Origin of the sequence: uncultured Dietzia sp., from assembly GCF_937873725.1 — a bacterium.
GTDB lineage: Bacteria > Actinomycetota > Actinomycetes > Mycobacteriales > Mycobacteriaceae > Dietzia.
In genome coordinates, this window is the sequence record NZ_CALMYY010000014.1 from 1 (window position 1) to 21,725 (window position 21,725).

Consider the following 21,725-nt stretch of genomic DNA (forward strand, 5'->3'; position numbering starts at 1 on the left):
CCCGGCCGCACAGCCCCCGCGGCTTGGGCTTGGGCGTGGCGGGTGGAGGCCGGGGCCGCGGAGCCCCCCGAGGTCCGCAGGTTCTGCCTGGAGGCCCTCACCGCCGCCGCGGTGCAGCTCGCGCGCTGGCGGACTCTCGTCCCGGGAGCGCCGTTCGAGGCGCTACCCGGGTTCCCGCCGCCCGCCTGACCGCCGCGGGACCCCCGGGCGACTAGCGGCCGGCCCCGATCAGCCGCACGATCTCGTCGGCGGCACCCTCGACGGGCACCTGCGTGACGTCCCCCGTCGCCCGATGACGTAGTTCGACGGTCCCCTCGGACCAGCCGCGACCGACGACCACGACCCAGGGCACCCCGATCAGCTCGGCATCCTTGAACTTCACCCCGGGCGAGGCCTTGCGGTCGTCGAACAGCACCTCCAGGCGTGCCCTGTCGAAGGCGTCGACGAGGGACTCGGCGCCGCTGACCGCGGCGGCGTCCTTGTTCGCCACCACCACGTGGACGTCGGCGGGCGCCGCCTCGGCCGGCCACACGAGGCCCTTCTCGTCCGCGAACTGCTCGGCCAGGACGGCGACGAGTCGGGAGACCCCGATCCCGTACGACCCCATCGTGACCCGGGCCGGCTTGCCGTTGTCGCCGAGGACATCGAAGCCGAAGGCATCGGTGTACTTACGGCCGAGCTGGAAGATGTGGCCGATCTCGATGCCGCGTGCGAGGGTGAGCGTGCCGTGGCCGTCCGGGGCCGCGTCGCCCTCCCTCACCTCGGCCGCCTCGATCGTCCCGTCGGGGGTGAAGTCGCGTCCGCAGACCATGTCCACCACGTGCTTGCCCGGCTCGTCCGCGCCGGCGATCCAGGCGGTCCCCTCGACGACGCGCGGATCGACCAGGAATCGGACCTCGTGGGCCGCCAGCGCCCGGGGGCCGAGGTATCCCTTGACCAGGAACGGGTGGGCCGCGAAGTCGGCGTCGTCGAGCACGGTGACCTCGGCGGGCTCCAGCGCCGCCTCGACGCGCTTCATGTCCACCTCGCGGTCGCCCGGCAGGCCCACGCCCAGCAGCTCCCACTCCTTGCCCGGCGCACGGACCTTCAGCATCACCGTCTTGAGCGTGTCGGCGGCGGTCACCTCCCGCCCGAGGTCGGCACCGCCGGCCCACGCCACCAGCGCGTCGATGGTGGGGCTGTCCGGTGTGTCGTACACGCGGGCGTCCGGGAGTCCCTCGAGGGGGCGCGCGGGCGGGGCGGGCGTGACGACCGCCTCGACGTTGGCCGCGTACCCGCCGTCGGTCGAGCGGACGAACGTGTCCTCGCCGGCGGCCGAGACCGCGAGGAACTCCTCGGAGGCCGACCCGCCCATCGCACCCGAGGTGGCCGCGCAGATCACGTACTCGATCCCGAGCCGGTCGAAGATGCGTCGGTACGCGTCGCGGTGTGCCTGGTAGGAGCGCTCGAGCCCGGCGTCGTCGAGATCGAAGGAGTACGAGTCCTTCATGGTGAACTCGCGGCCCCTGAGGATGCCCGCCCGGGGCCGCTCCTCGTCCCGGTACTTGGTCTGGATCTGGAACAGGGTCACCGGCAGGTCCTTGTACGAGGAGTACTCGCCCTGCACCGTGAGGGTGAACAGTTCCTCGTGGGTGGGCCCGAGCATCATGTCGTTGCCCTTGCGGTCCTTCAGCCGGAACAAGGCGGGGCCGTACTCGGTCCAGCGGCCGGTCGTCTCGTAGGGCTCGCGGGGCAGGAGGGCGGGCAGGCTGATCTCCTGGGCGCCGGAGGCGTTCATCTCCTCGCGCACCACCTGTTCGATCCGGCGGAGCGTGCGCAGGCCGAGCGGCAGCCACGAGTACACGCCGGGAGCGACGCGCCGGACGTAACCGGCCCGGACCAGCAGCTTGTGGCTCAACACCTCGGCATCGGCCGGGTCGTCGCGGAGGGTGCGCAGGAAAAGGTGGGACAGACGCGTGATCACGGTGGTCAAGCGTAGCCGCCCGGTGGTTGGGGATCGGAGCGACGGTAGCCTCAGCCGGGTGCGCATCCTCCTCTCGCCCTCCGAGACCAAGTCCGTCGGCGGCTCGGGTGGCCCGCTGGATCTGGCCGAACTGTCGCTGACATCTCTCACCGAAACGCGGAGGACCGTGGCGGAGGCGCTCGTCGGGATGTGCACCGCCGACCCCGTCGGCGCCCGCGCCGCTCTCGGCCTGCCCGACGGGCTGGCCGAGGAGGTGGAGCTCGACGCGAGGCTCTGGACCTCCCCCACCGCCCCCGCCCTGACGCGCTACACGGGGGTCCTCTACGACGCCCTGGACCAGCGCACGTTCACCTCGGCCACCCGATCACGCGCGGAATCCCGGCTGTGGATCGGCTCGGCGCTGTTCGGACTGATCGCGGCCGCCGATCCGATCCCGCACTACCGGCTCTCGGCGGGGGCCCGGCTGCCCGGCCTCGGCACCCTGCGCGCCACGTGGAGGCCGTCCCTCACCGAGGCCACGGCGCACTGGGCGGGATCGCTGGTGGTGGACCTGCGCTCGGGCGGATACCGCCAGTTGGGCCCCGTCCCGGGGGCGGTCACGGTCGACGTCGTCACCCAGTACGCGGACGGCACCCGCAAGGTGGTCTCGCACTTCTCCAAGTTCCACAAGGGGCTGCTGGCGCGGACCCTGGCCACCTCGCGGGCGGAGATGGACGACGTCGCGGCGGTACTCAGGGTGGCGCGCCGGGCCGGGCACACAGTCGAACGCACCTCGGAGTCGGTACTCACCATGGTCACGCGGCCGTGAACCGGGCGGGTCACCGCCCCGGGGGCTAGGGGCCGCCCGGGGTCAGCCCGCGGTGAGGGCGGGGGGCAGCCCGGCGACCTGGCCGATCACCACGATCGCGGGCGGTCGGACGTCCTCCGTCTCGAGCGCGGTCGCCACGCTCCCGAGCGTGCACCGGTAGGTCGCCTGACCGTCGAGGCTCCCGTCGACGATGATCGCGGCCGGGGTGTCGGCGGAGCGCCCCCCCACGAGGAGCGCCTCCGCGATGGCCGGGGTGTTCTTCACGCCCATGAGGACCACGAGCGTGCCGCGCATCCGGGCGAGGGCCTCCCAGTCGATGAGCGACTCCGGGTGCCCGGGCGGGAGGTGGCCCGACACCACCGTCACCTCGTGGGTCATCCCGCGGTTGGTGACGGGGATCCCGGCCAGGGCCGGGACGGCGAGAGCGCTGGAGACTCCCGGGACGACCGTGCAGGGGATCCCCGCCGCGGCGCAGGCCTGAGCCTCCTCGTAGCCGCGCCCGTAGAGGAACGGGTCACCGCCCTTGAGCCTGACCACGAACTTCCCCGCCCGGGCCCGATCCACGAGCACCTCGTTGATGGCCTCCTGGGCCATCGCGCGCCCGTAGGGGATCTTGGCGGCGTCGACGATCTCCACGTCCGGGCGCAGCTCCGACAGTGGCCGCTGCGGGGCGAGCCGGTCGGCCACCACCACGTCGGCGCGCGCGAGCAACCGTCTCCCGCGCACGGTCATGAGGTCGTCGGCGCCGGGTCCGCCCCCGACCAGCGCGACGGTCCCGCGCAGCTCCTGAGCCGCCTCGGGCGCCGCCACCCCGGCCTCGCCCAGTGCCCGCGCCACGACCTCCCTGGCCTCCGCGGTGCGGGCGCGGTCCCCGGTGAGGACGGCCACCAGCATGTCGTCACGGCGGACGACGGCGGGTGTCACGGCGGTGCCCGAGTTCACCGCGTCCGATCGGACGCAGAACGTGCGGTTCTGCTCGGCCTCCGCGGCGACCCGCGCGTTCACCAGGGAGTCCTTGGTGGCGGCCACGACGTACCACGCGCCCTCGAGGTCGCCGGTGCGGTACTCCCTGCCCTCCCACCGGATCCGACCCGCGTCGGCCAGGCCCTGCAGGGTGGGCGTGATCTCCGGGCTCACCAGATGGACCGCGGCGCCCGCGTCCAAGAGGACGGGGATCCGTCGCTGCGCCACCGATCCCCCACCGATCACCACGACGCGACGGCCTTCGAGGTCCAGGCCGACGGGGTACGGGTTCACGGGCCGGATCATGGGGCCGATCCTATCCGTCGCGGGCCGTCCTCCCCGCCCCGACCCCGGTCGCGTCAGGCCTTCTGGTCCAGCTTGAGGGTGCGGGTCGAGCGCTCGAACTGCTCGGTGAAGAGGGCCTGCTCCGCCGCGAGATCGCGACCGAGCGACGGGATCATCTCCTCGAGCGCGGGCGTCCAGTCCGCGAAGCGGGTCGGGAAGCAGCGCTTGAGCACGTCCACCATCGCGTCGACCGCGGTGGAGGCGCCGGGCGACGCACCGAGCAGCCCCGCGATCGACCCGTCCGCGGAGTTGACCACGGCGGTGCCGAACTCCAGTGTGCCGCGGCGGCCGTTGGGCTTGATCACCTGGACGCGCTGGCCCGCGATGACCTTCTCCCACTCGCCGTCCTGGGCGGACGGAACGAAGTCCCGCAGGGTGTCCACGCGGGCGCCGTGGTTCTTGGCGAGCTCGGTCACGAGGTACTTGACCAGGCCCATCTCCGTGAGCCCGATGTTGGCCATGGGCAGCAGGTTGCCCAGCCGGATGCTCGAGGGCAGGTCGAGGAAGCTGCCCATCTTGAGGAACTTGGGGGTCCACCCGGCGAACGGCCCGAACAGCAGGCCCTTCTTGCCGTCGATCACGCGGGTGTCGAGGTGCGGCACCGACATCGGGGGCGCGCCGACGGACGCCTGGCTGTACACCTTGGCCTGGTGCTGCTCGACGAGCTCCGGGTTGGTGCAGCGCAGCCACTGGCCGCCGACGGGGAATCCGCCGATCCCCTTGATCTCGGGGATGCCCGACTTCTGCAGCAGGTGCAGCGCACCGCCGCCGGCGCCGACAAAGACGAACTTGGCGTCGATCGTGCGCTCGTCGCCCGTGTGGCGATTGGCCACCGTCAGCCGCCACGTGCCGTCGGAGTTGCGCTCGAGGTCCTTGACCTGGTTCTGGTAGTGGACCTCGGTGCCGGTGCGGGTGAGGTACTTGATGAGCTGCCTGGTCAGGGCCCCGAAGTTGACGTCGGTGCCGTTCTCGAAGTGGCTGAGCGCGAAGGGCTGTTCCGCGCTGCGCCCGCGCGCCATCAGCGGGACGAGCCGCTCGAGCTCGGCGAAGTCGGTGGTGTGGCCCATCCCCGGGAACAGAGGGTGGCCGGCGAGCTTGTCGTAGCGCGCGCGCAGGTAGTCCTGCCCGTCCCTGCCTGCCACGAAGCTCATGTGGGGGACGGGGCGGATCCATTCGGTCGGATCCCCGAGGATCGTGTTCTCCACCGCGTAGGACCAGAACTGCCGGGAGACCTGGAACTTCTCGTTCACGCTCACGGCCTTGGAGATGTCCACGTCGCCGTCGGCGGTCCTGGGCGAGTAGTTGAGCTCGCAGAGCGCCGAGTGGCCTGTTCCCGCGTTGTTCCACGCGTCCGAGGACTCCAGGGCCGGCCCCTCGAGTCGTTCGAAGACCTGGATGTCCCAGTCCGGTTGGAGGCGACGCAGCAGGGCCCCGAGCGTCGCGCTCATGGTGCCGGCGCCGATGAGCGCCACGTCCGTCGTTCCGTGCCTTGCCACCTGGTCTGCAGTCACCGGTCACCCTCGCTCTTTGGTCGTGGACCCGACCCCGGGCCCGGCGTTCACCGGCCTCCAAGACTACTCACCGGTCCGCCCCCGGGACACACCGGACTAGGGTGGTCGTCGTGCCCTCTCCCCCAGCAGACCCCGGATCAGTCGGCCGGTGGGCCCCCGACCTGTTGGGCCCGTCCTACCGCCGCCGTGAGCTCCCCCTCGGGATCGACCCGGACGGCGAGGGCCCCATCTCGGCGACGCTGGTGCGCCACGAGGACGGGCCGGACCACCCCGTCGCGGCCCTGCTGGTGGTCCACGGCCTCTCGGACTACTTCTTCCACACCCACCTCGCCGAGTTCCTCGCCGGACGCGGGATCGCGACGTACGGCGTGGATCTGCGCAAGTGCGGTCGGTCGAGGCGGGACGGACTGACCCCCCATTTCGTCACCGACCTGGAACGGTACGACGACGAGCTGGATCAGGCCCTGGCCGTGATCACCGCCGAGCATCCCGGACTGCCCGTCCTCGTCGCGGCGCACTCCACGGGTGGCCTGGTGGTCCCGCTGTGGCTGGGTCGGCGGCGCGACAGGGGCGGGGTGGACCCCGTCGTGGGGCTCGTCCTGAACTCCCCCTGGTTCCAACTCGACGTCCCCGCCCGCGCCCGGGCTCTGCTCGGCCCGGTCATCGACCCCGTCATCCGGACCCTCGGCTCGGCCAGGCCCTACTACCGTCTCCCGCTGAGGACCTCGGACCGCTACGTGGCGAGCACCCACGTCGACTTCGACGGGGACTTCCAGTACGACACCACCCTCAAACCGCCCGGCGGGGTCGGCGTCCGGGCCGGGTGGCTGGCGGCGGTCCGCCGCGCGCAGAAGCAGCTGCAGTCCGGTGTCGGACTCCCCCTCCCGGTCCTCATGCTGCGGTCCACGGCGTCGGCGGTGGGAGCCCCCGGCCGGAGCGGGGCGGTCGACGTGGACACGGCCCTCACCCTCGACGTCCGGTCGAGGGGGCGCTTCGCCGTCCGCGTCCCCGACGGGGCCACCGCCGCCCCCGGGGCGGGCGCCCGCCACGATGTCTTCCTCTCCCGCGCCGACGTCCTCGAGGTGGTCCTGGGCCACCTCGGCGACTGGGTGGACCGGGTCCTCACGCCCCAGAACAAGGAGTCCTGACAACCATGGCCCAGACCCCCTCCCGCCATTTCGACCTCATCGTGATCGGGACCGGCAGCGGCAACTCGTTGATCGACGAGTCGTTCGCCGACAAGTCGGTGGCGATCTGCGAGAAGGGGCGCTTCGGTGGGACGTGCCTCAACGTGGGGTGCATCCCCACCAAGATGTTCGTCTACGCGGCGGACACCGCCTCCGCGATCTCGCACTCCTCGACGTACGGTGTCGACTCGACCCTCGACGGGGTCCGCTGGCCGGACATCGTCTCCCGGGTGTTCGACCGACGGATCGACCCGATCGCCTCCAGCGGGGAGGACTACCGGCGCACCCGCTGCCCCAACGTCACCGTGTACGACGGCCACGCCAGCTTCGTGGGCCCGCGCACCATCGACACCGGGACCGGCGAGATCATCACCGCCGACTCCGTGGTGATCGCCGCCGGCGCCAGGCCCTCGATACCGGAGATCGTCACCGAGGCGGGGGTGGCCTACCACACCAGCGACGACATCATGCGGATCCCCGAACTGCCGCGGTCGATGATCATCCAGGGGTCCGGTTTCATCGCCTGCGAGTTCGCCCACGTCTTCTCCTCGCTCGGGGTCGCGGTGACCGTGATCGGCCGCTCGGACGTGCTCCTCAAGCACCTCGACCACGAACTCGCCGAGCGCTTCACCGCGCAGGCCGGCCGACGGTGGGACGTCCGCCTCGGGCAGCAGATCGCCACCATGACCGCGACCGGTCCCGACCGTCGCGGGGTCGACATCACCTTCGAGGACGGCTCCGGCTGCTCCGCAGAGGCGCTCCTCGTAGCCACCGGGCGCACACCGAACGGCGACCTGCTCGGGCTCGACACCGCCGGGGTCTCGATGGACGGCGAGCTCATCCGGGTGGACGAGTTCGGCCGCACCACCGCGGAGGGGGTGTGGTCGCTGGGGGACATCAGCTCGCCGTACCAGCTCAAGCACGTCGCCAACCACGAGCAGCGGGTGCTCGGGCACAACCTGCGGCACCCGGACGACCTGCAGCCCTTCAACCACCGGTTCGTCCCCTACGCGGTGTTCACGTCACCGCAGATCGCCTCGGTGGGCATGACGGAGGCCGAGGCCCGCGACGCCGGCCACGACGTCACGGTCAAGGTGCAGGACTACGGCGACGTCGCCTACGGCTGGGCGATGGAGGACTCGACGGGCTGCTGCAAGCTCGTCGCCGACCGTTCCACCGGGCTGCTCCTCGGGGCGCACCTCATGGGTCCCCACGCGCCGTCGCTGGTCCAGATCCTCATCCAGGCCATGGAGTTCGGCATCACCGTCCCCGAGCTCGCGCGACGGCAGTACTGGATCCACCCGGCGATGGCGGAGGTCGTCGAGAACGCCCTGCTCGGTCTGGACTTCCCCGACCGGGGCTTCTAGCCCACGACGAAGTCGGCGGGGTCCACCGACCTCACCTGTTCCCGGTACCGGAAGGTGAACGTCGGCCACATCACCGAGTTCCTGCCCCGGGAGTCGATGTACCAACTGGAGCACCCGCCCCGGTTCCACACCGTGTCGGCCAGCTCGCGGTCCATCCTGTCGGCATAGTCGGCCTCGGCCCGGTCGCGCACCTCGACGGTCCCCCGCGCGTCCCGTCCCGCCAGGTCGAGCAGCCGCAGCACGTGCTCGGCCTGGGACTCCAGCATGTAGACGATCGACGAGTGCCCGAGATTGGTGTTGGGTCCGTACAGCAGGAACAGGTTGGGGAACCCGGACACGGTCACGCCGTTGTAGGCGCGCGGGCTGCCGTCCCAGTGTTCGGCGAGCGTCCGCCCGTCGGCGCCGGTGACGAGCCTGGCGATCGGAGGCTCGGTCGGCTGGAATCCGGTGCCGAAGATGATCACGTCGGCCGGGTGTTCCCGTCCCCCGGGATCGACGACCCCACGCGGGGTCACCGCCGACGCGGCGCCGCACACCAGGGAGACGTCCGGCCGGGTGAGCGCCGGGAGCCACTGACTGGTCAGCAGCACCCGTTTGCAGCCGATCGAGAAGTCCGGGGTGAGCGCCGTCCGGGTGGTCCGGTCCCGGACGTTGAGGAACAGGTAGAACCGGGCGAACCACTCGAAGAACCGCAGGAGGAACTGGGCACGGGTGAACGCCAGGACGTACAGTTCACGGCCCGCGTAGACCCTGCCCCGGACGATCCGTTGGAGAATCGGGAAGCGCCGGTAGAGAGCCTGGCGCCGCTCCGGGATGGACCGGTCGAGCCTGGGCAGGATCCACCCGGGTGTGCGCTGGAACACGGTGACGTGCTCGGCGGTCCCGGCGATCTCGGGGACGAACTGGACCGCGGATGCGCCGGTTCCCACCACCGCCACCCGCTTGCCCTCGAGCGGGACGTCGTGACGCCAGCGCGACGAGTGGAACACCTCCCCCTCGAACCGTTCCAGCCCCGGGAGCCGGGGCACCGAGGGTGTGGAGAGCGCACCGGTGGCCACCACGAGGTGACGCGCGCGCACCCGGCCGCGGCCGGTGTCGACCACCCACCGGGCGGCCTCCGCGTCCCACCGGGCACCGGTGACCTCGCACGAGGTGACGAGCCGCTCCCGGAGGCCGATCCGGTCCGCGACCGAGACGAGGTAGGCCTGGATCTCGGCCTGACGACCGAACGAGTGGGACCAACCGGGGTGCGCGTGCCCGGACAACGAATACAGGGCGGTCGGCACGTCGCAGGCGCATCCGGGATAGGTGTTGTCCCGCCAGGTACCCCCCACCTCGTCGGCGGCCTCGAGCACGAGGAAGTCGCGCCCCCGTCCGTCCCGTGACAGCCGGTCGGCCATGGCGATGCCTCCGAAGCCGGCTCCGACGACGAGGACGTCGATCTGCTCAACGGGTCCGCGGGGGGTCTCGATCATGGTGGACAGTATGCCCTGCGTTGTCCACGCGGCAGGCCGTCATCGACGATCGACCTCGCGTCCGCTCACCCCACGGTGGGCAGGGTGAGGATCTCGTAGCCGTCGTCGGTGACCAGCACCGTGTGCTCGAACTGCGCGGTCCACGCCTTGTCCGCGGTCGTCACCGTCCAGTCGTCGTCCCACACGTCGAATCCGGGGCCGCCGAGGGAGATCATCGGCTCCACGGTCAGCGTCATCCCCGGCGCGAGGACCTCGGTGCGGGACGGGTCGTCGTAGTGCAGCACGACGAGACCGTTGTGGAAGGTGGGGCCGACACCGTGCCCGGTGAACTCCCTCACGACCGTGTAGTCGAAGCGGCGCGCGTACGACTCGATCACCCGGCCGATCACGTTGACCTCCCGACCGGGGCGGATGGCCTTGATGCCGCGGTTCATGGATTCGCGCGTCCGCTCCACCAGGAGGCGGTTCTCCTCGCTGACGTCCCCGGCGAGGAAGGTCGCGTTGGTGTCGCCGTGGACCCCTCCGATGTACGCGGTGACGTCGATGTTCACGATGTCGCCGTCCTGGATCACCGTCGTGTCGGGGATGCCGTGGCAGATCACCTCGTTGAGGGAGACGCAGCAGGACTTGGGGAACGCCTTGTACCCGAGGGTCGACGGGTAGGCGCGGTGATCGCACATGTACTCGTGGGCGATCCGGTCGATCTCGTCCGTCGTCACCCCGGGCGCCACGGCCTCCCCCGCCACCACGAGCGCATCGGCCGCGATCCTGCACGCCGTGCGCATGGCCTCGATCACCTCGGCGGTCTGCACCCACGGCTCCCCGTTCGCCTCGTCCACGCGATCGCGCCAGGCGTACTCCGGGCGCGGGATCGACTCGGGGACGGTCCGGATCGGGGTGGGGGCACCGGGGACGAGGGGCGGGCGGGTCGACGTGGTCATGGTCCAAGGATAGTGGCGGCCGGGATGTTCGGCCGGGACCGAGCCCCGATGCCACCCCGCGGTGGGGCCACCGTCACATGAGGACGGTGGCGTAGTCGACCGCCTCGGTCCCCCCCCCCCGCCGGTACGCCGAGCGTGCGGCGGCGTTGGATCCGTTGACCACCAGCGAGGGGGTCAGCCGACGGGACTGGAGGGCGGCGCACACCGCCGCTGTCCCGGCGGTCCCGAGTCCTGCACCGCGACGATCGGGGCGGACCCAGATGCCCTGGATCTGGGCGACGCGCGGGGAGATGGCCGCCACGTCCGCCTTGAAGAACACCTCGTCGTCGTCGATCCCCACCCAGGTCCGTCCCCGCGTCAGGGACCGCGCGACGCGGCGCCGGAACGGGATCCCCGCGCCGACGGCGAACGGGTCGGACCCCAGTTCCTCCCGGTACATCGCCGCCGCGGCGGCGAGGACCGGGTCGAACTCCTCCAGGGTCGCCGGGCGGATCTCCGCCGACACGAGGAGCGGATCGACGCGGCGCTCGAGAACCATGAGGAACTGCGAGTCCCGGTACTCCCGGGCGCACCCCCAGCTGGTCTCGAGGGACGTCCACACCGCGGCGACGAGCCCCCGCCGCCCGTGGACCGACATCGGGCCGGATCCCAGGCCCGCGACGGCCCGGCCCAGGGCGAGGAGGTCGACGGCGGTGCCACGCAGCGGGAGCACCGCGCTGCCCACGAACACCAGGGAGCGTTCCGGACCCCCGAGCGTGAGGAATCGCCCCTCCGGCCCGGCGGCCGCGCCGGACGCGGCGAACTTCTCCGCCGCGGGCGCGGACACCAGCGGGTCGGACTCGAGGACCCCGAGCAGCGCCCGTGCCTCCCCCGCCCCGACCTCACGGCACCCGCCGACCCCTGCCGGCGGGGCAACCGTATCGGTCACGGCCTATCGCGTGACCTTGACCTGGGGGCCACCGCCCTCGACCGCGTCGCCGACGGGCTCGCCCATCTCCTCGGCGATGCGCATCGCCTCCTCGATGAGGGTCTCGACGATCATCGCCTCCGGCACGGTCTTGATGACCTCGCCCTTGACAAAGATCTGCCCCTTGCCGTTGCCCGACGCCACCCCGAGGTCCGCCTCCCGGGCCTCGCCGGGCCCGTTGACGACGCACCCCATGACGGCCACCCGCAGCGGCACGCTCATCCCCTCGAGCCCCGCGGTGACCTGCTCCGCGAGGGTGTAGACGTCCACCTGGGCGCGCCCGCAGGACGGGCACGAGACGATCTCGAGCTTGCGCGGCCGCAGGTTGAGCGACTGCAGGATCTGGGTTCCGACCTTGATCTCCTCGACCGGCGGGGCGGAGAGGGAGACCCGGATGGTGTCACCGATCCCCTCGGAGAGGAGAGCGCCGAAGGCGACGGCCGACTTGATCGTGCCCTGGAAGGCCGGGCCGGCCTCCGTCACCCCGAGGTGGAGCGGGTAATCCGACCGCGCGGCCAGCTGGCGGTACGCCTCGACCATGATGACGGGGTCGTTGTGCTTGACCGAGATCTTGATGTCGCCGAAGCCGTGGTCCTCGAACAGCGAGGCCTCCCACAGCGCCGACTCGACGAGCGCCTCCGGGGTCGCCTTGCCGTACTTGGCCAACAGTCGCGGATCCAGCGAGCCGGCGTTGACGCCGATCCGGATCGGGATACCGGCGGCGCCGGCCGCCTTGGCCACCTCCTCGACCCGGCCGTCGAACTCCTTGATGTTGCCCGGGTTGACCCGGACCGCGGCGCAGCCCGCGTCGATGGCCGCGAAGATGTACTTGGGCTGGAAGTGGATGTCCGCGATCACCGGGATGGGTGATTTGCGCGCGATGGTCGCCAGCGCGTCGGCGTCCTCCTGCCGGGGGCAGGCCACGCGGACGATGTCGCACCCCGCCGCGGTGAGCTCGGCGATCTGCTGCAGCGTGGAGTTGATGTCGTGCGTCTTGGTGGTGGTCATGGACTGCACCGACACCGGGTGGTCGCTGCCCACGCCGACCTGTCCCACGAACAGCTGCCGGGTGGTCCGGCGCGGTGCCAGGACCGGCGGCGGTGCGTCGGGCATGCCCAGTCCGATGGGGAGGGAGGAGGACTCGTTCACAACAGGACCTTCCGTAGGGGCTGCCAGCCGGATGCTCGCGCGTCCCGTCCGCCATTATCCGCATTCCGGGCCGGGCGTGCGAGGTGGGTGTGGACGCGGCTCAACCGGTGAGCAGGATGGGGTTGACCAAGTCGGCGGTGATGACGATCGCGGACACGCCGATGAGGAGGACGAACACGGCCATGGTCAGGGGGGCCAGCTTCTCGTAGTCCGCGGGTCCGCCCGGCGCGAGTCCACGCAGACGGCGCAGGGCGTCCCGGATCTTCTCGTAGAAGACCACGGCGATGTGACCCCCGTCGAAGGGGGTGAGCGGAACGAGGTTGAACGCACCGAGGAAGAGGTTGAGACCGGCCAGGAAGAGCAGGAACAGCCACCAGGCCCCCTGCTCGGCCGCCTGTCCCCCGATGTGGCTCGCCCCCACGACCGAGACGGGCGAGTCGTCCGCACGCTCCGCGCCGAAGATCGATGCCGCCACCGCGGGGATCTTGGACGGGAAGGCGATGAGCCCCTCGACCGTCGCCTCGATCATCTCGCCGGTGAACGACAGGGTCGCCGGGATCGCGCTCAGCGGACCGTAGGTGTTGACCGTCTGGTAGGCCGGGTCGTCGAGGATCTCCCGGGGGATGCCCTCCTCCGAGAGCCTCACCCCGAGCGCTCCCCTCGCCTGCCCGTCGGTGGTGGAGGCCGTCAACGTCGCCGTCGTCGTCACCGTGGCCCCGTCCCGCTCGACGGTGACCGGAACGGCCCGGCCCGGCCGCGCGGAGACGACCTCGGACAGGTCGTCCCAGCTGTCCACCGGGAGACCGTCGACCGAGGTGATCCTGTCGCCGGCGAGGATCCCGGCCTCTCCGGCCGGGCCGACGCCGACCCCGCACTGTCCCGCGCCGGCGCAGGTGTCTCCGACGACGGCGGCGACCCTGTCCGTGGGGATGGGCTGGACGTCGCGGTTGACCAGGCCCCACCCGAGGGCGACGGTGTAGAACAGGGCGATCGCCAGGACGATGTTCATGGCGGGGCCGGCCAGCAGCACCGCCACCCGCTTCCACCACGCCTGGCGCCACATGGCCTTCGGTTGGTCCTCCGGCGCAAGTTCGTCGTAGGCCGTCATCCCAGCGATATCGCAGAACCCCCCGAGCGGGACCGCCTTGAGCCCGTACTCGATCCCCCCGCGGTTCACCGACCACACCGTGGGGCCGAAGCCGACGAAGAACCGCCGGACCCTCATGCCCGACCACAGCGCGACCTTCATGTGCCCGTATTCGTGCAGCACGATCGAGGCCATGATCCCGAGGGCGAAGAGGACTATCCCGACGACCATCATCGACTCAGCCCCGCCTTCCCGCGACCAGGGCGGCGGCGTGGCGCCGGGCCCAGGACTCCGCCGCCGTGACGTCGTCGGGATCGCGCGGATCGGACGACCACTCGTCCGCCGCGCCGACGGTCTCCGCCACCACGTCCACGATCTCGGGGAACCGGATCCGCCCGTCGAGGAAGGCGGGGGCGGCCTCCTCGTTGGCGGCGTTGAACACGGCCGTCCTCAGGCCCCCCGCCGCGCCCGCCGCGCGGGCCACGGCGATCGCCGGGAACGTCTCCTCGTCGACGGGCTCGAACGTCCAGGTGTGCGACCGGGAGAAGTCCAGTGGGGTCGACGCACCGGGGATCCTGTCGGGCCACCCCAGGGCCAGCGCGATGGGGAGCTTCATCGAGGGTGGCGACGCCTTGGCGATCGTGGCGCCGTCGACGAAGGTGACGGCGGAGTGCACCACCGACTGCGGGTGCACGGTCACGTCGATCTTCTCGTAGGGGACACCGAACAACAGGTGCGCCTCGATCAACTCCAGGGACTTGTTCACCAGCGTCGCGGAGTTGAGCGTGATCATCCGACCCATCGCCCACGTGGGGTGCGTCAGCGCCTGCTCTGCGGTCACGTCGGCCAGCTCCGCCCGCGTCCGACCCCGGAACGGCCCCCCCGACGCGGTGAGGACGAGTCTGTCCACCTCGTCGGCGGAACCCGCACGCAGGCACTGCGCCATGGCGGAGTGTTCCGAGTCCACGGGGACGAGCTGCCCCGGGGCGGCGGCACCGGTGACCAGGGCCCCGCCGGCCACCAGGGACTCCTTGTTGGCCAACGCCAGACGGGCGCCGGTCCCGAGCGCGGCGAGGGTCGGGCCCAATCCGATCGACCCGTCGATCCCGTTGAGGACGACGTCCGCCTCCACCGACCGGACCAGCTCGGTCGCGGCGCCGGGTCCCGCGAACACCGTGACGTCGGGGAACTCCGCGCGCACTCGATCCGCCGCCGCGGGGTCCGCCACGGCGACGTACCGGGCGCCCGTGCCGGCGATCTGCTCCCCCAGCACGTCGATCCGCCCGCCCCCCGCGGCCAGGCCCACCACGTCGAACCGGCCGGGAGTGGCCTCGGAGACCACCTCGAGAGCCTGGGTGCCGATCGAGCCGGTGGAGCCGAGGACGAGAACGCGGGTGGTCACCCCACCATTGTCCACACCCGGACCCCTCCGTGCCGCATCGACCGATCGCTCCGGGGGACACGCACCGGCGGGTTCCGCGTGGGCCCCGGGTGGACATGTGACAAACTGAGCGGGATGTCGGCGGCCCGCAGGGCTGCCAGCGAGCCGTGAGGAGAACCGGGGAGCATGAGCACCGACGGGCACCACACCAGCAAGGAAATCGTCGTGGACGGGATCAGTTCCGTCGACGAGCCCTCGGTCGAGTGGGGCTGGCACCACCACAGCAGGAAGGTGGGGCTGCTCGTGGGCGGCTTCTTCGTCCTGTTCCTCCTGGCCATGATGGTCGGCAACCATGTCGGCAAGGTGGAGGACATCTGGCTGGTGTCCATCGCCGCGTTCCTCGCCATCTGGATGTTCCTGTCGCTGCGTCCCAAGAAGGACCACAGCGCCCGGATGAACGACGTGTTCCAGGTCCCCGCGGACCACTACTCCGTGACCGGAGCGGCGGCGACCGGAGTCGTCGGATCGGCGCGCACCACGCACTGAGACCGGACACCCCGGGGCAGGGCCGTCATCGCGCACCACGCGGTGGCGGCCCTTCTCGTCGGCCGCCCCGCGATCACCCCTCCGCCGCGAGCTGGCCACACGCGGCGTCGATGTCCTGACCCCGGGTGTCACGGACCGTGCACGACACCCCGGACCGTTGGACCGCGGCGACGAACGCGTCCTGCTGCGGCTTCGGACTCGCGTCCCACTCGCTGCCGGGGGTCGGGTTCAGCGGTATCAGGTTGACGTGGGCCAGGTGCCCGAGCCGCTGCGCCAGCAGGCGTCCGAGCATCTCGCCCCGCCAGGTCTGGTCGTTGACGTCCCTGATGAGGGCGTACTCGATCGACACACGCCGGCCGGTGGCGTCCGCGTAGTGACGCGCGGCATCCATGACCTCCGAGACGGGCCACCGGTTGTTCACCGGAACCAGGGTGTCCCGCAGCTCGTCATCCGGGGTGTGGAGCGAGACCGCCAGGGTGACCTGGAGGCCCTCCTCTGCCAGACGGTGGATGGCGGGGACCACACCGACCGTGGAGACGGTCACCGACCGCTGCGACACCCCGAATCCGAACGGCGGAGGCGAGATGATCCCCCGCACCGCCGTGAGCACCCGCTTGTAGTTGGCGAGCGGTTCCCCCATTCCCATGAACACGACGTTGGACAGCCTGCCCGGTCCGCCCGGGATCTCCCCGTCCCTCAGCGACCGGGCCGCCACCCGCACCTGCTCGAGGATCTCGGCTGCCGACAGGTTGCGCTGCAGCCCGCCCTGTCCGGTCGCGCAGAAGGGGCACGCCATTCCGCATCCGGCCTGACTGGAGATGCACACGGTCGCCCGATCCGGGTACCGCATGAGGACGCTCTCGACGAGCGAGCCGTCATGGAGCTTCCACAGCGTCTTGCGCGTGGTGCCCTCGTCGCTCGAGATGTGCCTCAGCGAGGTCGTGAGCGAGGGGAACAACTCCTCGCCGACCCGGTCGCGGATGCCCGCGGGCAGGTCCGTCATGAGGGCCGGGTCCGCCTCGAGCCGACCGAAGTAGTGATTGGCCAGCTGCTTACCGCGGAACGCGGGGAGGCCGAGCTCACCCATCGCGGCTCCCCGTCCCTCCGCGTCGAGATCGGCGAAGTGTCGGGGGGGAAGGCCCCTGCGCGGGGCATCGAAGACGAGGGGAAGTGGTTCAACCATGGTGCGGCCATTGTGTCAGATGCGAGCCCGCGCGACACACCGCCAGCGGATGCCCCCGACCGGCGGGAGGGAATAGAGTCCTGGCATGACCAAGCGCCCGCACGACCCCGTCGTTCCCGATGCCCCCGACGCCACCACGGGATCGACCGAGATCGCCCCGGTTGAGGACACCCCCGCCCCCGCTCCCGCGACCGTCCCCGAGGACGCCTCGCGATCCGGCCGTCGCAACCACGATGTCGAGCTCCCGGACACCACGGCCGGCAGACTGGGCTCCGCCTGGGTGGGGCTCGTCCTCGGCGCCCTCGTCACCATCCTGCTGCTGATCTTCATCGCCCAGAACACCGCGTCGACCGCCGTCCGCCTCCTCGGGCTGCAGTTCAGCCTCCCGCTCGGAGTCCTGATCCTCTTCGCCTCCATCGCCGGGGCGCTCATCATGGCCCTGTTCGCCGGCTTCCGGATCCTGCAGCTGCGGATGCGCGCCCGTAAGACACGCAAGCTCACCTCGCGTCGGCACTAGTGCGGGACGTCGCCCGACCTGGTCCGACGACCGTGACGTCGTCCGGATCAGGTCGGGACGATGAAGGTGAACATGATCCACACCACCACGGCGGTGGGCAACACGGAGTCGAGGCGGTCCATGAATCCGCCGTGACCCGGCAGCATCGTGCCCATGTCCTTGATGCCGAGATCCCTCTTGACCTGCGACTCGATGAGATCACCGAGGGTCGCGGTGAACACGGTGAGCACCCCGAGCAATACGCCCTTCCAGACACTGTCATCGAACAGCAGCGCCACGACCAGCGCGCCGCCGACGATCGCGAAGAGCATCGAACCGGCGAAACCCTCCCACGACTTCTTGGGGCTCACCGCGGGTGCCATCGGGTGCTTCCCGAACAGCACACCGGCCGCGTAACCGCCGACGTCGGAACACACGACCAGCAGGATGAGCGCGACCACGCGTTGGGCACCGTAGTCGCCGTCCGAGAGCATGGCGCCGAGCGATCCGGGGATCGCGATCCAGACCAGGACGAACACGGCGACCGAGACATCGCGCAGGTAGTTCTGCGGCGCCGCGGTGAGCCCGGCCATCAGCAGGCGCCAGACCAGCACCACCACGGTGGTCGCGGCGAACGCCGCGAAGCTCCCCCGGGCCCCACCGAGGAAGCCACACCAGACCATGGCCTGACCACCCACGAGCAACGGGAGGAGCGGCAGCGTGAACCGGGCCTGGCGGAGACGCTTGAAGACCTCCCACGTCCCGATCGCCACCGCGCCGGCGGCGACCAGATACCAGGCTCTCGGGTTGAAGGCGATACTCGCGATGACCATCGCACCCAGTCCGATGCCGACGGGGATGGCACGGGTGAGGTCCCGACCGGCACGCGACGGCGGGGTGGCGGCCGCGGCGGTGGGCCCGGGCGGGCCGGACGGAGCGATATCCACGGCGTTCTCCTCGAGTTGCGGGTGGGGATGATCGATTGACCGGGGAGGTCAGACCTCCATCAGGTCGCCTTCCTTGGCCTTGACGATCTCGTCCACCTCCGCGACGAACCGGTGGGTGATCTTGTCGAGTTCCTTCTCGGCGGCGTTGACCTCGTCCTCGCCGGCCTCGCCGTCCTTGTCGATCCGCTTGAGCTCGTCCATCGCCTTGCGCCGGACACCGCGGATCGCGATGCGGCCGTCCTCCGCCTTGGACTTGGCCTGCTTGACCAGGTCGCGACGCCGCTCCTCGGTCAGCTGCGGCACGGTCACCCGCAGGACCTGCCCGTCGTTCGTCGGGTTCACGCCGAGATCGGAGTTCCGGATCGCGTTCTCGATCGGCCCGATCTGCGACATCTCGTAGGGCTTGATGATGAGCATCCTGGGCTCGGGGGCCGCGATGGTCGCCATCTGGGTGATGGGCGTCAGGGTGCCGTAGTACTCACACACCACCCGGTTGAACATCCCGGGGTTGGCGCGTCCGGTACGGATGGCGGCGAGCTCGTCACGGACGTGCTCGATGGCCTTCTCCATCTTGTCCTCGGCCTCGAGCAGCGTGTCGTCGATCATGTGGTTGCCTTCCGTTCACTCGTACTTGCGGTTCGCGCGTCTCTGGATCCGGCTCAGCCGGGTCAGGCTCAGCTGCTCACCAGGGTCCCGATCTTCTCGCCGGCGACCGCGCGCGCGATGTTGCCCTCGGTGAGGAGGTTGAAGACCAGGATGGGCATCTTGTTGTCCATGCACAGGCTGAACGCGGTGGTGTCGGCGACCTTCAGTCCCCGTTCGAGGCACTCACGGTGCTCGATCTCCGTGAACAGCTCGGCGTCCGGGTTGGTCCGGGGATCGTCGGAGTAGACGCCGTCGACCGCCTTGGCCATGAGGAGCACGTCCGCCTTGATCTCGAGCGCGCGCTGGGCGGCGGTGGTGTCGGTGGAGAAGTAGGGCATTCCCATCCCGGCACCGAAGATCACCACGCGGCCCTTCTCCAGGTGCCGTTCGGCGCGCAGGGGAATGTACGGTTCCGCGACCTGCCCCATGTGGATGGCGGTCTGCACACGCGTCGACACGCCCTCCTGCTCGAGGAAGTCCTGCAGCGCCAGGCAGTTCATCACGGTGCCGAGCATGCCCATGTAGTCGCTGCGCGCGCGGTCGAGGCCGCGCTGCTGCAGCTGGGCGCCACGGAAGAAGTTCCCGCCGCCGATGACGATCGCGATCTGCGCACCCGTCCGCGAGACCTCGGCGATCTGGCGTGCGACGGACTGCACCACATCGGGGTCGATTCCGACGCTGCCGCCGCCGAACATCTCGCCGCCGAGCTTGAGCATCACACGCTTGTAGCCGTCCCGCGGGTCGGTCATCGTTCTCCTCGTCCCGGACGGATCACGCCCGTCTCGTGCGTCGACCCCCTGACGCCAACTCGTCAAGGAGCAGTGCGGCCCTTGGTGGGACCTCGTCCATTCTGCCCTATCCCCCCCGTCACCACGCGAGAGCCCGCGGAGGACGTGACGGACCGCTCGGACAGACGCCGACGGCGGCACCCGGGCGTCCCGGGTGCCGCCGTCGGCGCAGCGCCCCCGAAGGGGGCTCGGGGCCGGATCAGGCCTGGCCGACCTCGAAGCGGAGGAAGGACGTGACCGTGGCTCCGGCCTCGTCGACCAGCGCGCCGACGGTCTTCTTGCTGTCCGTGACCGAGGGCTGGTCCAGCAGGACGACGTCCTTGTAGAAGCCGTTGAGTCGACCCTCGACGATCTTCTGCAGCGCCTGCTCGGGCTTGCCCTCCTCGCGGGCGGTGGCCTCGGCGATCTCGCGCTCCTTGGCCACGACCTCGGCGGGCACCTCGTCGCGGGTGACGTACTGCGCCTTCAGCGCGGCGATCTGCATGGCGGCGGAACGGGCCGCGGCCTCGGCGGCCTCGCCCTCCCCGGCGTACGCGACCATGACGCCGACGGCGGGCGGCAGGTCGGACGAGCGCTTGTGGAGGTAGACGGCGACGGGACCGTCGAGCTTGCCCACGCGGCGCAGGACCAGCTTCTCGCCCGACTTGGCGGAGAACGAGACCACGGCGTCGGCGACGGTGGCACCGTCGAGTTCGGCGGCGTTCAGGGCGTCGAGATCGGAGATGCCCTGTGCTGCGGCCACACCGACGATCTTCTCGGCCAGCGCGATGAACTCGGCGCTCTTGGCCACGAAGTCGGTCTCGGAGTTGAGTTCGATCATGACGCCGTCCTTGACGGCGACCAGGCCCTCGGCGGTGGTGCGCTCGGCGCGCTTGCCGACGTCCTTGGCTCCCTTGATGCGCAGGACCTCGACGGCCTTCTCTAAGTCACCGTCGGTCTCTTCGAGAGCCTTCTTGCAGTCCATCATCCCGGAGCCGGTGAGCTCACGCAGACGCTTGACGTCGGCAGCGGTGTAGTTCGCCATGGTGGGGCGACCCTCCTCTAGTGGGGTTCGTGATGTGTCGGAAGTTGTTGGCGTCGGCCGGGGGACGGGAGCCCTCCGTCACCGACACGTCGGGCCCGGCCCCCGGATGACCCCCGCTGGGGATCGTGGGCGGCCGGGCCCGACGGTGCTCGAGCTGGTGGTACGGATCAGGCCTCGGTGGACTCGACCGCGGGGGCGTCCGTCGCGGCGGCCTCGGCGGCGGGCGCCTCGGTCGCCTCGGCAGCGGGTGCCTCGGCCTCGGGCGCGGCGGTCTCGCCGGTCACCTGGTCGAGCTGCTCGGCCTCCCACTCCGCGAGGGGCTCGGCCTCCTCGCCGGTGGCCTTGCCCGCCTGCGAGCGGGCCTTGAGGCCCTCGGCGACGGCGGACGCGATCACGTGGGTCAGCACGCTGACCGACCGGATGGCGTCGTCGTTCGCCGGGATCGGGTAGTCCACGACGTCCGGGTCGCAGTTGGTGTCGAGCAGCGCGACGACCGGGATGCCCAGCTTGCGGGCCTCGCCGACGGCGATGTGCTCCTTGTTGGTGTCGACGATCCACACCACGGAGGGCACCTTGGTCATGTCCCGCATACCACCGAGGGTCCGCGCAAGCTTGGTCATCTCACGCGTGAGCATGAGGATTTCCTTCTTGGTGCGACCCTCGAACCCACCGGACTGCTCCATCGCCTCGAGCTCCTTGAGGCGGATGAGGCGCTGGTGGACGGTCTGGAAGTTGGTGAGCATGCCGCCCAGCCAGCGCTGGTTGACGTACGGCATGCCGACCTTCGCGGCCTCTTCGGCGATGGCCTCCTGGGCCTGCTTCTTGGTGCCGACGAACAGGACCGTGCCGCCGTGGGCGACGGTCTCCTTGACGAACTCGTACGCCTGGTCGATGAACGTGAGCGTCTGCTGCAGGTCGATGATGTAGATGCCGTTGCGGTCGGTGAAGATGA

At 70.8% G+C, this 21,725-nt stretch carries 20 protein-coding genes and 1 pseudogene; 6 read left to right on the forward strand and 15 right to left on the reverse strand.

What is annotated here, in order from left to right; genetic code table 11:
• Window positions 1–189, forward strand: a pseudogene (locus Q0444_RS00935) (hypothetical protein); the annotation flags it as partial.
• Window positions 190–211: 22 nt separating this feature from the next.
• Here the strand turns inward: Q0444_RS00935 and Q0444_RS00940 are convergent.
• A complete protein-coding gene (locus Q0444_RS00940; RefSeq protein WP_299020671.1) occupies window positions 212–1,963 on the reverse strand; it encodes a proline--tRNA ligase in 1,752 nt (583 codons plus the stop codon).
• A 58-nt stretch (window positions 1,964–2,021) separates the two neighbouring features.
• Between Q0444_RS00940 and Q0444_RS00945 the strand changes: the two genes are divergently transcribed.
• Window positions 2,022–2,771 carry a YaaA family protein gene (locus Q0444_RS00945; protein WP_299020674.1) on the forward strand — a complete coding sequence of 250 codons (750 nt, stop codon included), beginning with the start codon at window positions 2,022–2,024 and terminating at the stop codon, window positions 2,769–2,771.
• 42 nt (window positions 2,772–2,813) lie between these two features.
• On the opposite strand, the gene cobA is transcribed toward Q0444_RS00945, so the two are convergent.
• Both cobA and mqo read right to left on the reverse strand, forming a co-directional pair.
• Entirely contained in the window at window positions 2,814–4,040 is a 1,227-nt protein-coding gene (gene cobA, locus Q0444_RS00950) for a uroporphyrinogen-III C-methyltransferase (protein ID WP_299020677.1), read from the reverse strand.
• Window positions 4,041–4,093: 53 nt separating this feature from the next.
• Window positions 4,094–5,527, reverse strand: coding sequence for a malate dehydrogenase (quinone) (gene mqo, locus Q0444_RS00955; RefSeq protein ID WP_299020708.1), 1,434 nt, complete (start codon window positions 5,525–5,527; stop codon window positions 4,094–4,096).
• 173 nt (window positions 5,528–5,700) lie between these two features.
• Between mqo and Q0444_RS00960 the strand changes: the two genes are divergently transcribed.
• Window positions 5,701–6,738 (forward strand): alpha/beta fold hydrolase, encoded by a 1,038-nt coding sequence (locus Q0444_RS00960; RefSeq protein ID WP_299020680.1) that lies wholly within the window; start codon window positions 5,701–5,703, stop codon window positions 6,736–6,738.
• 5 nt (window positions 6,739–6,743) lie between these two features.
• A complete protein-coding gene (gene mtr, locus Q0444_RS00965) occupies window positions 6,744–8,144 on the forward strand; it encodes a mycothione reductase (protein ID WP_299020683.1) in 1,401 nt (466 codons plus the stop codon).
• Here mtr and Q0444_RS00970 read toward each other — a convergent pair.
• The 6 genes from Q0444_RS00970 to dxr form a co-directional block, all read right to left on the reverse strand.
• Window positions 8,141–9,619, reverse strand: coding sequence for an NAD(P)/FAD-dependent oxidoreductase (locus tag Q0444_RS00970; protein ID WP_299020686.1), 1,479 nt, complete (start codon window positions 9,617–9,619; stop codon window positions 8,141–8,143). The genes mtr and Q0444_RS00970 overlap by 4 nt on opposite strands.
• A gap of 65 nt (window positions 9,620–9,684) precedes the next feature.
• Window positions 9,685–10,560, reverse strand: a complete 876-nt coding sequence (map, locus tag Q0444_RS00975; protein WP_291081793.1) for a type I methionyl aminopeptidase — start codon at window positions 10,558–10,560, stop codon at window positions 9,685–9,687.
• A 73-nt stretch (window positions 10,561–10,633) separates the two neighbouring features.
• Window positions 10,634–11,488 (reverse strand): GNAT family N-acetyltransferase, encoded by an 855-nt coding sequence (locus tag Q0444_RS00980; RefSeq protein WP_299020691.1) that lies wholly within the window; start codon window positions 11,486–11,488, stop codon window positions 10,634–10,636.
• A 3-nt stretch (window positions 11,489–11,491) separates the two neighbouring features.
• Window positions 11,492–12,640 (reverse strand): flavodoxin-dependent (E)-4-hydroxy-3-methylbut-2-enyl-diphosphate synthase, encoded by a 1,149-nt coding sequence (gene ispG / locus Q0444_RS00985; protein ID WP_291081820.1) that lies wholly within the window; start codon window positions 12,638–12,640, stop codon window positions 11,492–11,494.
• A gap of 136 nt (window positions 12,641–12,776) precedes the next feature.
• Window positions 12,777–13,997, reverse strand: a complete 1,221-nt coding sequence (locus Q0444_RS00990) for an RIP metalloprotease (RefSeq protein WP_291081796.1) — start codon at window positions 13,995–13,997, stop codon at window positions 12,777–12,779.
• Window positions 13,998–14,001: 4 nt separating this feature from the next.
• Entirely contained in the window at window positions 14,002–15,165 is a 1,164-nt protein-coding gene (dxr, locus tag Q0444_RS00995; RefSeq protein ID WP_291081798.1) for a 1-deoxy-D-xylulose-5-phosphate reductoisomerase, read from the reverse strand.
• A 165-nt stretch (window positions 15,166–15,330) separates the two neighbouring features.
• Between dxr and Q0444_RS01000 the strand changes: the two genes are divergently transcribed.
• The gene (locus Q0444_RS01000; RefSeq protein WP_299020695.1) at window positions 15,331–15,690 is read left to right on the forward strand and encodes a DUF2631 domain-containing protein; all 360 of its coding nucleotides are present in this window, start codon (window positions 15,331–15,333) and stop codon (window positions 15,688–15,690) included.
• Between the two features lie 73 nt (window positions 15,691–15,763).
• On the opposite strand, the gene rlmN is transcribed toward Q0444_RS01000, so the two are convergent.
• Window positions 15,764–16,873 (reverse strand): 23S rRNA (adenine(2503)-C(2))-methyltransferase RlmN, encoded by a 1,110-nt coding sequence (gene rlmN, locus Q0444_RS01005; protein ID WP_291081802.1) that lies wholly within the window; start codon window positions 16,871–16,873, stop codon window positions 15,764–15,766.
• 85 nt (window positions 16,874–16,958) lie between these two features.
• On the opposite strand from rlmN, the gene Q0444_RS01010 reads away from it, so the two are divergent.
• Window positions 16,959–17,390, forward strand: a complete 432-nt coding sequence (locus tag Q0444_RS01010) for a lipopolysaccharide assembly LapA domain-containing protein (protein WP_291081804.1) — start codon at window positions 16,959–16,961, stop codon at window positions 17,388–17,390.
• 47 nt (window positions 17,391–17,437) lie between these two features.
• Here the strand turns inward: Q0444_RS01010 and Q0444_RS01015 are convergent, their stop codons facing one another.
• The 5 genes from Q0444_RS01015 to rpsB form a co-directional block, all read right to left on the reverse strand.
• The gene (locus tag Q0444_RS01015) at window positions 17,438–18,316 is read right to left on the reverse strand and encodes a phosphatidate cytidylyltransferase (protein WP_299020700.1); all 879 of its coding nucleotides are present in this window, start codon (window positions 18,314–18,316) and stop codon (window positions 17,438–17,440) included.
• A gap of 48 nt (window positions 18,317–18,364) precedes the next feature.
• Window positions 18,365–18,922, reverse strand: a complete 558-nt coding sequence (gene frr / locus Q0444_RS01020) for a ribosome recycling factor (RefSeq protein WP_291081808.1) — start codon at window positions 18,920–18,922, stop codon at window positions 18,365–18,367.
• Window positions 18,923–18,990: 68 nt separating this feature from the next.
• A complete protein-coding gene (gene pyrH, locus Q0444_RS01025; protein ID WP_291081810.1) occupies window positions 18,991–19,710 on the reverse strand; it encodes a UMP kinase in 720 nt (239 codons plus the stop codon).
• Window positions 19,711–19,948: 238 nt separating this feature from the next.
• The gene (gene tsf, locus Q0444_RS01030) at window positions 19,949–20,773 is read right to left on the reverse strand and encodes a translation elongation factor Ts (RefSeq protein ID WP_291081812.1); all 825 of its coding nucleotides are present in this window, start codon (window positions 20,771–20,773) and stop codon (window positions 19,949–19,951) included.
• 167 nt (window positions 20,774–20,940) lie between these two features.
• Window positions 20,941–21,725 (reverse strand): 30S ribosomal protein S2 (rpsB, locus tag Q0444_RS01035; RefSeq protein WP_299020705.1); only part of this gene is annotated, 785 nt, incomplete at its 5' end.

Excerpts from the sequence above, each read along its gene's own strand:
- mtr (WP_299020683.1), top strand. The coding sequence starts at position 6,744 with ATGGCCCAGACCCCCTCCCGCCATTTCGACCTCATCGTGATCGGGACC.
- frr (WP_291081808.1), bottom strand. The coding sequence starts at position 18,922 with ATGATCGACGACACGCTGCTCGAGGCCGAGGACAAGATGGAGAAGGCC.
- mqo (WP_299020708.1), bottom strand. The coding sequence starts at position 5,527 with ATGAGCGCGACGCTCGGGGCCCTGCTGCGTCGCCTCCAACCGGACTGG.
- Q0444_RS00990 (WP_291081796.1), bottom strand. The coding sequence starts at position 13,997 with ATGATGGTCGTCGGGATAGTCCTCTTCGCCCTCGGGATCATGGCCTCG.
- ispG (WP_291081820.1), bottom strand. The coding sequence starts at position 12,640 with ATGCCCGACGCACCGCCGCCGGTCCTGGCACCGCGCCGGACCACCCGG.
- Q0444_RS01000 (WP_299020695.1), top strand. The coding sequence starts at position 15,331 with ATGAGCACCGACGGGCACCACACCAGCAAGGAAATCGTCGTGGACGGG.
- tsf (WP_291081812.1), bottom strand. The coding sequence starts at position 20,773 with ATGGCGAACTACACCGCTGCCGACGTCAAGCGTCTGCGTGAGCTCACC.
- Q0444_RS00970 (WP_299020686.1), bottom strand. The coding sequence starts at position 9,619 with ATGATCGAGACCCCCCGCGGACCCGTTGAGCAGATCGACGTCCTCGTC.
- Q0444_RS01010 (WP_291081804.1), top strand. The coding sequence starts at position 16,959 with ATGACCAAGCGCCCGCACGACCCCGTCGTTCCCGATGCCCCCGACGCC.
- map (WP_291081793.1), bottom strand. The coding sequence starts at position 10,560 with ATGACCACGTCGACCCGCCCGCCCCTCGTCCCCGGTGCCCCCACCCCG.
- pyrH (WP_291081810.1), bottom strand. The coding sequence starts at position 19,710 with ATGACCGACCCGCGGGACGGCTACAAGCGTGTGATGCTCAAGCTCGGC.
- cobA (WP_299020677.1), bottom strand. The coding sequence starts at position 4,040 with ATGATCCGGCCCGTGAACCCGTACCCCGTCGGCCTGGACCTCGAAGGC.
- rlmN (WP_291081802.1), bottom strand. The coding sequence starts at position 16,873 with ATGGTTGAACCACTTCCCCTCGTCTTCGATGCCCCGCGCAGGGGCCTT.